Below are 13759 nucleotides of genomic sequence, written 5' to 3' on the forward strand. Positions count from 1 at the left end.
AGAGCGTGCGCGCCGCCGTGCGCGCCAACAAGATCGGCCGCGTGCTGATCCGCTACCGCCTGGACGCGCTGCTGGAGGACACGCCGGCCGGCCCGTGGCTGAGGCTGGCCCGGCCGTTCGTGCCGCGCGCCCGCGACGACGTGGCCGCGCTCAGCCGTGGCGCGCGCCTGCGCCTGGTGCTGCAGGAGCTGGGGCCGATCTTCGTCAAGTTCGGCCAGATCCTCTCCACCCGCCGTGACCTGATCCCGCCGGACGTCGCGCAGGAACTCACCCTGCTGCAGGACCGGGTCAAGCCCTTCGATGGGCAGCGCGCCCGGGCCATCGTCGAGCAGGCGCTGGGCGTGCCGATCGAGGTGGCCTTCGCCCACTTCGACACCACGCCGCTGGCCTCGGCCTCGATCGCGCAGGTGCATGCGGCCACGCTGCACGACGGCCGCGAGGTCGTGGTCAAGGTGCTGCGCCCGGACATCGAGGCGCAGATCGCCGGCGACATCGCGCTGCTCAAGTCCGGCGCGGCGCTGGTGGACTACGCGCATCCGTCGGCCGACAAGATCCGGCCCAAGGAGATCGTCGCCGAGATCGAGGCTACGCTCGCCGCCGAGCTGGACCTGCAGCGCGAGGGCGCCAACGCCAGCGTGATGCGCCGCTTCTGGCAGGACTCGCCCGACCTGTACGTGCCGGAGATCATCTGGACCCATACCGCCGAGCGCGCGCTGACCATGGAGCGCGTGGTCGGCATTCCTTCCGACGACATCGTCGCGCTGGACGCGGCCGGCATCGATCGCAAGGCGCTGGCGGCCAAGGGCGTGCGCGTGTTCTACACGCAGGTGTTCCGCGACAACTTCTTCCACGCCGATGCGCACGCCGGCAACATCTGGGTCGATCCCGATCCGCTGCGCAAGGACGACCCGCGCTTCATCGCGCTGGACTTCGGCATCGTCGGCCAGCTCTCTCAGCAGGACCAGTACTACCTGGCCGAGAACTTCATGGCCATCTTCAACAAGGACTACCGGCGTATCGCCGAGCTGCACGTCGAGGCCGGCTGGATGCCGGCCACCGTGCGCATCGACGAGCTGGAGGCGGCCGCGCGCGCGGTGTGCGAGCCGTACTTCACCCGGCCGCTGTCGGAGATCTCGCTGGCGCAGGTGCTGATCAAATTGTTCCGCACCGCGCAGAAGTACGAGCTGACCCTGCAGCCGCAGCTGATCCTGCTGCAGAAGACCCTGCTCAACATCGAAGGCGTCGGCCGCCAGCTCGATCCGCAACTGGACATCTGGGCGGTGGCCAAGCCAGTGCTGCAGCGCATCCTGGTCAAGCGCTACAGCCCGCTGCATGCGGTCAACGAGCTGCGCAAGCGCATCCCCGAGATCATGACCCACGCCCCGGACATGCCGCGGCTGGTGCATGCCTGGCTCAAGCAGCAGGTCGATGGCCAGCACGAGCTGTCGATGCGTTCGAAGGACCTGGCCGCGCTCAACCTGACCCTGCAGCGCCTGCAGCGGCGCGTGGTCACCGCCATCGGCGGCGCGGGCCTGCTGGTGGTGGCCGCGGTGCTGCACGCCTTCGGCGTCGGCGGCCCGAGCCTGTGGGGCGTGCCGCTGTGGACCTGGTTCACCGGCGCGCTGGGCACGCTGGCGCTGCTGTCGGCCTGGCTGCGACGCTGAAGGCGCCGAGACGGTGCACGCCGACACCTCGCTGCAGGCCCTGAAGGCCGAGCTGTTCGCCCACGGCGAGCGCAACGACGCCGTGCAGCAGGCGCGTGGCGCGCGGATGCTCAACATCACGCCGGACACCGGCGAGTTCCTGGCGGTGCTGGTGCGCGCCACCCAGGCGCGCCGGGTACTGGAGATCGGCACCTCCAACGGCTATTCGACGCTGTGGCTGGCCGAAGCGGCCGCGGCCCTCGGCGGACGGGTCACCACGCTGGAATTCGCGCCCGACAAGTGGGAGCTGGCCCAGGCCACGTTCGCGCGCAGCGGGCTGGCCGCGACGATCACCTCGGTGCAGGACGACGCGGGTGGATGGCTGGCAGCGGCGCAGACGGCGTCGGCCGACCTGGTGTTCCTCGACGCCGACCGCAGCCGTTATCCGGTCTGGTGGCCGGACCTGCGCCGGGTGTTGCGCCCCGGCGGCACGCTGGTGGTGGACAACGCCATCTCGCACGCCGCCGAGCTGGCGGCGTTCGAGACCATGCTGCGCGCGGACGATGCCTTGACCTGCGCCCTCCTGCCGGTGGGCAAGGGCGAACTGGTCGCCGTGCGCGCGCCCGACTGAGCGTCCTCAGCCGCCCTTGGCGACCTTGCTGAAGAAGTCGTAGATGCCTTCGTCGCTCATCTTGCGGGCGTTGGCCAGCTCGCCGGCCTTGGTCGTGTAGACGACCTTGCCCGTGGGCGAGACCACGACCGCGGCGGGGATGCCCTTCTCGATCGGGTTGCCGTAGGTGTTGGCGATGTCCAGGTTGTGGTCCCAGTTGCCCACGTCGACCTTGACCACCTCGAAGTGCTGGTTGACCAGCGCGGCGTTCTTCTCGCTGTGCAGCGAGGTATCCAGCGCCCGGCAGTCGCCGCACCAGTTGGCGCCGAAGATCAGCAGGGTCGGCTTGTGCGCCTGCTTGCCGGCGGCCAGCGCCTGGGCGACCTCGGCCTTGGCGTTGGCCTGCGGGTTGTAGGGCAGGTCGGCGGCCAGGGCGGCGCCGGTGGCGGCGAGCAACAGCAGGGTCGGCATCAAGCGCTTCATGGTGGACAGGCCAATGGGGAAGGGAACGGCGATGGTTGGCGGACCGGGTCCCCGGCGTCAATGGCCCAGCGCACGCATGCGTGGAACGCGGCGTGGCGGGGGCGGGCATGCCGCGCCCTACGACTAAAGTCGAAGCCCAAAATGTAAATCTTTTGTTCTTGTAAGTAGCCTGCGCAGTCCCGCTGGGCCAGAATGGCCCCGTACCGTGGCGTACGGCGAGGGCTAGGCACGCCGCGGGCGAACAAGTTGCAGATGCAATGAATCAAGGACGCGTGCCGATCGGCATGCAAGACAACGACAAACTCGTGGATCCGGAGGGGATACATGTTGAACAAGAAGAATGCGCTGGCCATCACCGTGGGCGCCATCTGCGCCGCCGCCAGCGGGGCGGGTTTCGCCTCGGCGCTTGACCGCTCCGGCCAGTCCATCGCGCCGTTCCTGAAGCCAGGCAACTACGCCGAATACGGCGGCAGCTTCCTCAACCCCAAGGTGGACGGCAAGGACAAAAACGGCACCGACACCGGCAACGTGGCCAACAGCTACAACTTCGTCGGCGGCGCGATCAAGTTCCAGCCCACCGAGAAGTTTTCCTTCGGCTTCATCTACGACGAGCCCTTCGGCGCGTCGGCCGAGTACCACGGCGCCAACGCCTTCACCGCCAACCCGCGCGACGTGGTGCTGAGCGGCCTGCCGATCGTGACCGGCCCCAGCGTCGTCAGCAACGGCCAGCTGGCCGCCTACGGCCTCAATGCCGGCATCACCGGCGACACCGACGTGGAAGTGCGCACCAAGAGCCTGTCGGCGCTGGTGGGCTTCCAGCCGACCGAGAACTGGAACCTCTACGCCGGCGGCGTCTACCAGGAGATCAAGGGCGAGGTGTCGCTGCGCGGTTCGACCTACTCGGCCTTCAACGGCTACGACCTGTCGATCCCGTCCAAGCGCGACTGGGGTTGGCTGGCCGGCATCGCCTACCAGAAGCCGGAGATCGCCCTGCAGGTCTCGCTGACCTACCGCTCGGAGATCGACTACGACATCAACGCCAACGAATCGATGCCGTTGGTCACCGCGCTGGGCGCCAACCGCGCGCAGCTGGCCGGCCTGATCCAGCAGCTGGTGCTGGCCGGCCGCCTCCCTGCGGCCACCGGTCAGGCGCTGGCCGGGACGCTGGGCTCGCTGGGCGGCCTGAGCGGTGGCACCACCTCGATCACCACGCCGCAGTCGGTCAACCTGGATTTCCAGACCGGCATCATGGCCGACACCGTGCTGTTCGGTAATGTGCGCTGGGTGCAGTGGTCCAAGTTCGCGGTGCGTCCGGCCCAGTTCGGCCAGCTCGCCGAGGCCGTCGGCCCGCTGATCGGCAAGCCGGACGGCTTCAATCTGGTCGACTACTCCAAGGACCAGTGGTCGGCCAACCTGGGCCTGGGCCGCAAGCTGACCGAAACGGTGTCCGGTTCGTTCTCGGTGGGTTGGGACGGCGGCGCCGGCAACCCGGTGACCACCCTGGGCCCGACGGACGGCTACTGGAACGTGGGCGTCGGCCTGCGCTACAGCCCCACGCCCAAGATCGACCTGAGCGCGGGCGTGAAGTACTTCTGGCTGGGCGATGCCACCGCCGAAACCGGCGCGCACAGCTACGCTGGCGAGTTCAAGGACAACAGCGCCATGGCCGTGGGCGTGAAGATGGGCCTGCACTTCTAAGCGCGGCCGCATGCGCCGGAGCGTTGGACGCCCTGGCGATCACGAGGGCGATGCCATCCGGCGTCGCCCTTTTTGTTGGTTTGGGTCTTCTCTGGAGTGCGAGGCTGGCCCCACACTTCGGTAGCCAGCTTCGCCCCGACCGGGCGCGCGCCTCGGCTCAGTCGCCATTCCTGGCTGATTCTTTGGCGGGAGAGGATTGGCCGCGCCTCCATCCTTCGGTGGGAGCAACTGTCCCCTCGCATTTCGCAGTGGCCTGCCTGTAGAGCGGAGCTTGCTCCGCTGGGGCCTTCCCCACGAACTGAAAGAAGAGCAGCGGAGCGAGCTCCGCTCTACAGGTAGGAGACGCCCTTGTGGCCTTTTCGGCCAATGGCGGCGATGCGGCCTTCCCGGTAGAGCCTCATCGCCGCCATAGCGGCTCCCACGGGATCGGGTCGGCATTCCGCAAGGACTCGTTGATGGCCGGACAACCCGACTCGCGCCACGCCAGTGGGCCGAGGACAATGGCGCGATGAGCTTCGCTTCCGATTCGCCCTTACCGCCCATCGCACTCCTGTACCAGGACGCCCATCTGGCCGTGGTCGACAAGCCGGCCGGGCTGATGGTCCACGACAGCGGCCTGGCCCGCGGCGAGGAGGTGTTCCTGGCCGATCTGCTGCGCGCGCAGCTGGATCGGCCGATCTTCCTGATCCATCGCCTGGACCGCGCCACCAGCGGCTGCCTGCTGGTGGCCTTCGACCGCGACACCGCCTCGGTGCTCGGCCAGGGCTTCATGTCGCGCGAGGTGGAGAAGGACTACCTGGCCGTCTGCCGCGGCTGGCCCGAAGCCGAGTTCACCATCGACCACGCCCTGGACGGCGGCCCGGGCAAGCCGGAGAAGAAGCCGGCCATGACCGGCTTCGTGCGCCTGGCCAGCGGCGAACTGGATGTGCCGTCCGGCGGCTTCGAGACCTCACGCTACGCCCTGCTGCGCGCGCGTCCGCACACCGGGCGCTTCCGCCAGATCCGCCGCCACCTCAAGCACGCCTTCCATCCCCTGATCGGCGACACCAGCCACGGCGAGGGCCGCCACAACCGCGCCTTCCGCATGCGCGGCGTGCATCGCATGCTGCTGCACGCGCGCCGGTTGGCCTTCCTGCATCCGCACACCGGCGCACGCATCGAAGCGCTGGCGCCGCTGGATGCACAGTTCATGCGCGCGCTGGACCTGTTCGGCTGGGATCACGACGCGCGCTGAGCGCGAGGGCTTTCATCGGCGGAAAAAGAAAAGGCGCCGTGCGGCGCCTTTTCCTCGACTCGAACCGCTGGCCTATCGTTTGGCCGGCGCCTTCATCATCGCATCGCGCGCGGCCTTGAACGGATTGCCGTCGTACCAGTTGGGCCACTGGTCGCCACCGGCCAGCTCGCGGCCCACGCCGTAGACCAGCTCCAGGTCCTGCATGGTGCCGTCCAGTTTCCAGGTGTCCGGGTCGTACTCGTCGGCGGGCGAGTGGTAGCGCTGCTCGCCGTACTCCTTCGCGGCGGCCTTGCCGGCGGCCTCTCCGCCCTCGATCAGGTCCTCGCCGCCGTCCACGTACAGCGCCGGCACACCGGCCTTGGCGAAGTTGAAGTGATCCGAGCGGAAGTACGAGCCGTTCTGCGGCGAGGCCTCGGCATGCAGCGTGCGGCCCTGCGCGGCGGCCAGCGGCTTGAGGAGGTCCTCCAGCTGCGAGGCGCCCATGCCGGTCACGGTGACATCGCGCGCCTTGCCCGCCACCGACATCGCATCGATGTTGATCACCCCGGCGATCTTGTTCAGCGGGAAGGTCGGATGGGCGACGTAGTACTTCGAACCCAGCAGGCCCGACTCCTCCAGCGTCACCGCCAGGAACACCACCGAACGCTCAGGCTTGGGCTCCTGATGCGCGAAGGCATCGGCGATCTCCAGGATGCCGGCCACGCCGGTGGCGTTGTCCACCGCGCCGTTGTAGATGTTGTCGCCGTCCTCGTTGTCGTGCTTGCCCAGATGGTCCCAGTGGGCCATGTACAGCACCGCCTCGTCGGGGCGCTTGCTGCCGGGCAGCACGCCGATCACGTTGCGCGACTTGGCCTGGCCGATCGTGCTCTTGAGGTCGAAGGACAGCTTGGCCTTCAGCGGCACCGGCTTGAAGCCGGGCTTGGACGCGTCCTTGTAGGCCTGGTCCAGATCCAGCCCGGCCTTGGCGAACAGCGTGCGCGCCACCTCGCCGGTGATCCAGCCCTGCGCCGGGATGCGCGGCGACGGATCGTCGGCGGCCGGCAGGTCGTACTGCTTGCCCGCCCAGGAGTTCTTGACCACGTCCCAGCCGTAGCTGGCGCCCTCGCTGTCGTGGATGATGATCGCCGCGTCGGCGCCCTTGCGCGCGGCTTCCTCGAACTTGTACGTCCAGCGGCCGTAATAGGTCATCCGCTTGCCGTCGAACAACGCCTCATCGTGCGTGTGGAAGCCCGGGTCGTTGACGAACATCACCACGGTCTTGCCCTTCCAGCTCTTGGTCCCAGCGTAGTCGTTCCACTTGCGCTCGGGGGCGTCCACGCCGTAGCCGACGAAGACCAGCTCGCTGTCCTTGACATCGATCTCCGGCTTGCCGGTGCGCGTGCCGATCACCATCTGCTCGCCGAAGGCCAGCGTCTGCGTGCTGCCGTCGGCCTCGGTGATGGTCAGCGTGGTCGAGGGATCGGCCGTGGTCTCCACCATCGGCACGTCCTGCGTCCAGCTGTCCCCGTTGCCGGGCTTCAGGCCGATGCGCTGCATCTGTTCGGTGATGTAGGCCACGGTCTTGTCCTCGCCCGGCGTGCCGGGGCCGCGGCCCTCGAAGGCGTCGGAGGACAGCGTCTTGACCAGTTCGCCGAAATCGCCGGCGTCGATCTTCGGCGAGAAGGCATGCGGCGCAGGCGCGGATGCGGCCTGGGCAGGGGCGGGCGTGGAGGCGGCCGGCGCCGGCGGCGCGTCCGGCTTCTTGCAGGCGGCCAGCGCGGTCAGCGTGGCCAGGCCCAGCAGCAGCGTGCGGGACATGCGGGTTCCTTGCGGTGAACGGGAACCCGGGATTCTAGCCAGACTGGGCCGATCCTCGGCGCGCGGGGCCTGTCGATCCGGACAGGGCCACGTGGGACGTCCGCCTGGGGCGGAGGCGAACCGGTGGTCGCAATGGAAGCGGGAACCCCGTGATCTTGGAGAGAGAGGGCCAAGGCACGGGGTCCCCGCCGGGAACGGGGACGCGGCAGGCGCGGCTTACTCGGTCGGCGCGGTGTTGCCGCTGTAGGCGATCGGCGTGGCGCCGGTCACCGGGCCGATCTTGGCGCTGGTATGCACGTACAGCCTGACCGGGCGTTCGAACACCAGCGCGCCGTCGACCACCGCGTTGGGGCCGATGATCACGCGCGGCGGGTTGCCCTCCTGCTTGCGGCTCGACCAGCCCTGGTTGCGCTCGATCTTGATGCCGCCGCGCACGTGCGAGCCTGCGCCGACGGTGAGATCGCCGTTGACCGTTTCGATGCTGCCGCCGACCTCGGTGCCGACGATGCCGATGGCGCCGTTGACGTTCTCGATGCCCTTGGCGATCTTGCCGCCCTGGTCGACGAAGACGCTGCCGTTGACGGTCTCCAGGCTGCCGTTGACGGTGACCTGGCGGCCCAGCCTCAGGCTGCCGTTGACGGTCTCCAGGTCGCCGGTGACGGCCTTGTCCTCGACCTTGATCGAGCCGTTGACGGTGCCGGCTTCCTTGACCGTGGCGCCGGCCTCGATGGTGATGCTGCCGTTGACCGTTTCCAGGTCGCCGTAGGCCTGGCCGGACTGCGCGGTGATGCTGCCCAGGACCTTGTCGATGGACTGCTGGGCCGATGCGCCGCTGGCGGCCAGGGCCAGGGCGATGCCCAGCGCGAGCAGGGCGGGGCGGGAGAACGAGACGGTCATGGATGCGGTTCCTGTGCGGGTGATGTACGGGCTTGGATGCGGCCATCGTGCCCAGGGTTTAAACGCGCGGAAGGCGCCTGGACAGGATGCGACGGCGGCCCTGGCTACAATCGGGGCCTGCTCCGTCGCCGAAGATGCATCCGTGCCCCAGTCGCTTCGCTCAACGCCTGCCCGCCGCGCCACGCTGGCGGCGCTGCTGGTCCTGGCCGCGGGCGCCTGCGCACCGGCTTGGGCGCAGAGCCAGAAGGAAGCCCAGAAGAAGCTCGAGACCGTCCGCAAGGAGCTCAAGTCCATCGCCGCCGAGCGCCGCGACCTGGAGGGCAAGCGCGGCGAGGCCTCGCGCAAGCTGCGCGCGGCCGATGAGCAGGTCGGCCAGTCCAGCCGCCAGCTTACCCAGACCCAGACCGCGCTGCGCAAGGAAGAAGCCGCCCTGGCGCAGCTGCAGGACAAGCGCGCGCAGATGCAGCAGCGCCTGTCCGGCCAGCGCGCCGAGCTGGAACAGCTGCTGCGCGCGGCCTACATGGCCGGCAGCAACGCACCGCTGAAGGTGCTGCTGTCGCAGGACAGCGTGGCCGACGCCAACCGCGCCATGGTCTACCACCGCTACGTGCAGGGCGACGTGGCCGGCAAGATCGCCGCGCTCACCGGCCAGCTGCAGGAGCTGCAGACGCTGGAGCGCGAGATCCAGGCGCGCCGCGCCGCGCTGCAGGACGCCCACAAGCGCCAGCAGACCCAGGTGGTTCAGCTGCAGCGCGACCGCAGCGCCCAGGCCCAGCTGGTCGCCCAGCTGGACGAACGCTACGAGGACCGCAGCGACCGGGCCCAGGAATTGGGTCGCGACGCCAAGGCCCTGGAGACCCTGCTGGCCAACCTGCGCGCGGCCGCCGCGCGGGCCGAGGCCGAACGCCGCGCCGCCGCCGAGCGTGCGCGGCGCGAGCAGGCCGCGCGCGAGGCCGCCGCCCGCGAGCAGGCGGCCAAGGACCGCGCCGAAGCGAAGGCGGAAGGCCGTCCGCCGCCGCCGCCGCGCAAGGTCGCCCCGCCGCCGCCGGTGGTGGCGAGCGCGCCGGCGCTCAAGGTCGGCGGCCTGAGCTGGCCGACCTCGGGCAACCTGCTGGCGCGCTTCGGCGGGCAGCTGCCCGATGGCCGCACCAGCCAGGGCGTGCTGATCGGCGCGCCGGTGGGCTCGACCGTCTCGGCGGTGGCCGATGGCACGGTGGTGTTCTCCGAGTGGATGACCGGCTACGGCATGATCCTGATCATCGACCACGGCAACGGCTACATGAGCCTGTATGCGCACAACGAGGCGCTGCTGCGCGACGCCGGCGCGGTGGTGAAGAAGGGCGATCCCATCGCCAAGGTCGGCAGCTCCGGCGGCTGGGGCACGCCGGCGCTGTACTTCGAACTGCGCAAGGGCGGCTCGCCGGTGGATCCGGGGGCGTGGCTGCAGCGGCGTTGAGCGGAGAGCAGCGAATGAAGCGGAGCGCGCGGTGAGCCGGTGCCGCCGCAAGCACGCGCTGCTCCTGCGCTTGCGCGCGCCTGACGCCGCCTCGCCCGCTGCGCTTTCCTTTCTCCCGCTTCCCGCATAATCCGGGGCGTTAGGTCCCTCACGATCCACCCGGAGTCGCCGCATGCGTGTGTCCCTGTTGCTGTCGTCCCTGCTGCTGGCGATCGCGCCGGCCCTGGCCCAACAGGCCGCGCCCGCCGCCCAGGACACGCCGCAGTCCGCGCCCGCGCCCGCGCCGGCCGCTGCGCCGGCCGCTGCGCCGGCCAAGCCGGCGGCCCAGGACAGCGACGAGGACGCCCCGGCCGTGCCCTCCAGCGACGATCCGGACGGGACCGAGGCCAAGACCTCCGAGGTGCCGCTGGACGAGATCCGCCGCTTCGTCTCGGTGTTCAACGCGGTCAAGCAGGCCTACGTCGAGCCGGTGGACGATGAGAAGCTGATGCACTCGGCCATCCGCGGCCTGCTGCTGGACCTGGACCCGCACAGCGCCTACCTGGACAAGGAAGACGCCAAGGATTTCGACGAGCAGGCCAACGGCGCCTACGACGGCGTCGGCGTGGAGCTGCTGGCCCAGCCCGACGGCACGCTCAAGGTGATCTCGCCGATCGACGGCACGCCGGCCGCGCGCGCCGGCCTGCAGTCCGGCGACACCATCGTGGCCATCGACGGCAAGCCGCTGGGCGGCATGAACGATCCGATGGAGCCGCTGCGCGGCAAGGTCGGCACCCAGGTCACCCTGACCATCGTGCGCGACAAGGTCGCCAAGCCCTTCGACAAGACCCTGACCCGCGAGACCATCCGCGTGGCCAGCGTGCGCTCGCGCCTGCTCGAGCCGGGCTATGGCTACATCCGCATCAGCGCCTTCCAGGCCGACACCGGCGCTGACTTCCAGAAGGCGGTCGACGGGCTCAAAGCCAAGGGCCCGCTCAAGGGCGTGGTGCTGGACCTGCGCAGCAATCCGGGCGGCCTGCTGACCAGCGCGGTGCAGGTGGCCGACGACCTGCTGGACAAGGGCACCATCGTCACCACGCGCGGGCGCATCGCCATCAGCGACGCCAAGTTCGACGCCACCCCGGGCGATCGCCTCAAGGGCGTGCCGGTGGTGGTGCTGGTCGATGCCGGGTCGGCCAGCGCGGCCGAGGTGCTGGCCGGCGCGCTGCGCGACAACGACCGCGTGCGCATCATCGGCAGCCGCACTTTCGGCAAGGGCTCGGTGCAGACCGTATTGCCGCTGGACAACGGCGATTCGGTCAAGCTGACCACCGCGCGCTATTACACGCCCAGCGGCAAGTCGATCCAGGCCACCGGCATCGTGCCCGATGTGGTGCTCAAGCCCGACGAAGCGACCGACCGCGACATCCCGCCCTCGCTGGCCGACTACAGCGAGGCCAAGTTGCCCGGTCACCTGCGCGGCGATCAGGAAGGCGCCGAGGGCTATGCGGCCGGCGATGTGCTCAATGGCGACAAGCCGATCGAAGAGGCGCTGGCCGAGTTGAAGCACCCGGGCTCGGTCGCGGCCGCGCAGCAGGCCGCCGCGGCCAAGGCGGCCGCCGCCAAGCCCAAGCCCGCACCGAAGGCGCCAGCGCCGGTGCCGGAAGCCGCCAAGCCAACCACCCCTGCGTCCGCCAAGCCTGTCGCCCCCACGCCGGCCAAGCCGGCCGAAGTCCCGGCCACGCCGTAGCCCGGTGGGAGCCGGCATGCCGGCGATGGGGCCTCACCGGGAAAGCCTCATCGCCGGCATGCCGGCTCCCACGGGGATTGCCGGGATCAGCGGTTGCGCGTCAGCGCTTCGGGATTGACCAGATTGCGCGGCGTGCCGTCGGCGAACGCCCGCACGTTGTCCAGCGCCGTGCCCAGGTACAGCGCGTAGCTGTCCTGTTCGACGTAACCCAGGTGCGGCATCGCCAGCACGCGCGGATGGGTCAGCAGCGGCTCGCGCTGCGGCACCGCGGGCTCGTGTTCGAACACATCCAGCGCCGCCATGCCCGGGCGGCCGGCCTCGAGCGCGGCCAGCAGCGCGCCCGGGGCGATCAGTTCGGCGCGGCTGGTGTTGACCAGCAGCGCATCGGGCCGCATGCGCGCCAGCAGCGCCGCGTCGACCTGGTGCCGCGTGGCCGGCACGAGGCGACGATGCAGGCTGAGCACGTCGCTGCGTTCGAACAGCGCCTCCACCGAGGCCGCCACGTCGACGCCATCGGCCTGCGCGGCGGCGCGCGCGGCCTCGCCACCCCACACCAGCACCTGCATGCCGAACGCGCGGCCATAGCCGGCGACGAGGCGGCCGATCTTGCCGTAGCTCCACACGCCCAGCGTGCGCCCATGCAGCGTGCGGCCGAGGACCACATCGCCGGTGTCCTGCCAGCGGCCGGCCTGCAGCGCCGCGCCATAGGCGGGCAGGCGGCGCATCGCGGCCATGACCAGCGCCCAGGTCAGCTCGGCCGGCGCGATCGGCGAGCCGACGCCTTCGGCCACCGCCACGCCGCGCGCGGTGCAGGCGGCCACATCCACGTGCGCGCCGACCTTGCCGGTCTGGCTGATCAGGCGCAGCTGCGGCAGGCGCTCGAGCAGCGCCGCGTCGATGCGGGTGCGCTCGCGGATCAGCAGCAGCGCCTGCGCCGGCTGCAGCAGCGCCGCGCGCGCCTCCAGGGCCTCGGGCAGCGCGCCCAGCACCTGCACGTCCAGCCCCTGCGCATGCGCGGCCAGCGCCGGCAGCGCCGCGGTGGCGCGCTGGTAATCGTCGGCGATGAGGACGCGCATCGCGCTCAGCGCGGCTTGCCCGGCATCGGGAACGGCGTGACCACCTTCTCGCCGCTGGCGGCATCGCGGATCGCGCTGGCGCCCTTCTTCTCCACTTCCTCCACCCGCACGATGCTCTGCATCGGCAGGTGCAGCACGCGGGTGTCGCCGAACTCCTCTCGCAGGCGTTCCTCGGTCGGGTCCACCACCAGTCCGTCGTGCACGTCGAACACCAGCTCGCTCACCTCGGTGAAGCCCCACAGCGCATCGGAGCTCGCCACGCGGCGGGCGTAGAGTTCGTAGACCTTGCCGTGGTTGAGGAAGGTCACCTTGTAGAGCGGCTTGGACATTGCGGCGTGCGAAAGGCGATGGAGGAAGGTCGGCAAGATCTGGGCACCGGCGGCGCTTTGCAACCTCGCGCCGGGCGCGTGGCCCGCTAGAAACCGTAGCGCCGGCGCAGGCGGCGGGCGATGGCTGCGCGCACGAACAGCGCGAACACCACCCCGAACAGGAAGCCGGCCAGATGCGCCGACCAGGCCACCGCGCCGAACGCCGGGCCGATGTAGGCGAATACCACCTGCAGCACCGCCCAGACCCCGATCAGCACCGCCGCCGGCGCGCGCACGAACTGCAGGAACAGGCCCAGCGGCACCACCACGCCCAGCTTGGCGCCGGGGAACAGCGCCAGATAGGCGCCGATCACCGCCGACACCGCGCCGCTGGCGCCGATGATCACCCGGTCCGGCGCGCCGATCGCCAGCACCGCGGCCAAGTTGGACACCGCCCCGCCGAGCAGGAACAGCACCAGGAAGCGCCACGGCCCCATCGCCCGCTCCGCGGGCAGTCCGAAGATCAGCAGGAACACCAGGTTGCCGAGCAGATGCGCCCAGTCCGCATGCAGGAACAGCGCGGTGAACAGGCGCAGGATCGAGCCGTCGGTCAGGCCGGTGCGCCACTCCTGCAGGCTGTCCAGGCCGCCGGTCAGTGCGCCCCACTGCAGCAGCAGGCCGCGGTACATGCCCACCGGGCGGGTGATGGCCCACAGGAAGGCCAGCCACAGCAGGGCGAACAGCACGGGCGTGGCCCAGCGCACGGAGGGCTTGCGGCGGGAAGGCGTGGCGACGAACACGGGCAAGGCAGGGCTTCGAAGAGTCGGG

12 protein-coding genes are annotated in these 13759 nt (G+C 70.3%); 6 read left to right on the forward strand and 6 right to left on the reverse strand.

Annotated features, from left to right (window positions below):
- Window positions 1-5: 5 nt before the first annotated feature.
- On the forward strand, window positions 6-1664 hold the full coding sequence (ubiB, locus tag WFQ05_RS07910) for a ubiquinone biosynthesis regulatory protein kinase UbiB (protein WP_337053566.1): 1659 nt from the start codon (window positions 6-8) through the stop codon (window positions 1662-1664).
- Window positions 1665-1677: 13 nt separating this feature from the next.
- Window positions 1678-2274, forward strand: coding sequence for a class I SAM-dependent methyltransferase (locus tag WFQ05_RS07915; RefSeq protein ID WP_337053364.1), 597 nt, complete (start codon window positions 1678-1680; stop codon window positions 2272-2274).
- A gap of 6 nt (window positions 2275-2280) precedes the next feature.
- Here WFQ05_RS07915 and WFQ05_RS07920 read toward each other — a convergent pair whose 3' ends face one another.
- A complete protein-coding gene (locus tag WFQ05_RS07920) occupies window positions 2281-2724 on the reverse strand; it encodes a thioredoxin family protein (RefSeq protein ID WP_234852742.1) in 444 nt (147 codons plus the stop codon).
- Window positions 2725-3060: 336 nt separating this feature from the next.
- Between WFQ05_RS07920 and WFQ05_RS07925 the strand changes: the two genes are divergently transcribed.
- Complete coding sequence (locus WFQ05_RS07925) at window positions 3061-4434, forward strand: outer membrane protein transport protein (protein WP_130531973.1); 1374 nt, start codon at window positions 3061-3063, stop codon at window positions 4432-4434.
- A gap of 508 nt (window positions 4435-4942) precedes the next feature.
- Window positions 4943-5668: a pseudouridine synthase gene (locus WFQ05_RS07930; RefSeq protein ID WP_130521490.1), complete on the forward strand. Its 726-nt coding sequence runs from the start codon at window positions 4943-4945 to the stop codon at window positions 5666-5668.
- A 72-nt stretch (window positions 5669-5740) separates the two neighbouring features.
- Here WFQ05_RS07930 and WFQ05_RS07935 read toward each other — a convergent pair whose 3' ends face one another.
- Both WFQ05_RS07935 and WFQ05_RS07940 read right to left on the reverse strand, forming a co-directional pair.
- Entirely contained in the window at window positions 5741-7465 is a 1725-nt protein-coding gene (locus WFQ05_RS07935) for a M28 family metallopeptidase (RefSeq protein ID WP_337053365.1), read from the reverse strand.
- Between the two features lie 216 nt (window positions 7466-7681).
- Window positions 7682-8362, reverse strand: coding sequence for a hypothetical protein (locus WFQ05_RS07940; RefSeq protein ID WP_337053366.1), 681 nt, complete (start codon window positions 8360-8362; stop codon window positions 7682-7684).
- 184 nt (window positions 8363-8546) lie between these two features.
- Between WFQ05_RS07940 and WFQ05_RS07945 the strand changes: the two genes are divergently transcribed.
- Window positions 8547-9818: a peptidoglycan DD-metalloendopeptidase family protein gene (locus WFQ05_RS07945; RefSeq protein WP_228257938.1), complete on the forward strand. Its 1272-nt coding sequence runs from the start codon at window positions 8547-8549 to the stop codon at window positions 9816-9818.
- A gap of 172 nt (window positions 9819-9990) precedes the next feature.
- A complete protein-coding gene (locus WFQ05_RS07950) occupies window positions 9991-11547 on the forward strand; it encodes a S41 family peptidase (protein ID WP_337053367.1) in 1557 nt (518 codons plus the stop codon).
- A gap of 86 nt (window positions 11548-11633) precedes the next feature.
- Here WFQ05_RS07950 and WFQ05_RS07955 read toward each other — a convergent pair whose 3' ends face one another.
- The 3 genes from WFQ05_RS07955 to WFQ05_RS07965 form a co-directional block, all read right to left on the reverse strand.
- Window positions 11634-12623 carry a D-2-hydroxyacid dehydrogenase family protein gene (locus WFQ05_RS07955; RefSeq protein WP_337053368.1) on the reverse strand — a complete coding sequence of 330 codons (990 nt, stop codon included), beginning with the start codon at window positions 12621-12623 and terminating at the stop codon, window positions 11634-11636.
- Window positions 12624-12628: 5 nt separating this feature from the next.
- Window positions 12629-12952: a DUF1820 family protein gene (locus WFQ05_RS07960; RefSeq protein ID WP_130531977.1), complete on the reverse strand. Its 324-nt coding sequence runs from the start codon at window positions 12950-12952 to the stop codon at window positions 12629-12631.
- A gap of 86 nt (window positions 12953-13038) precedes the next feature.
- The gene (locus WFQ05_RS07965) at window positions 13039-13731 is read right to left on the reverse strand and encodes a rhomboid family intramembrane serine protease (RefSeq protein WP_130521661.1); all 693 of its coding nucleotides are present in this window, start codon (window positions 13729-13731) and stop codon (window positions 13039-13041) included.
- Between the last annotated feature and the right edge of the window lie 28 nt (window positions 13732-13759).

Origin of the sequence: Pseudoxanthomonas sp. USHLN014 (assembly GCF_037153335.1) — a bacterium.
In the GTDB taxonomy this organism is placed as follows: domain Bacteria; phylum Pseudomonadota; class Gammaproteobacteria; order Xanthomonadales; family Xanthomonadaceae; genus Pseudoxanthomonas_A; species Pseudoxanthomonas_A winnipegensis.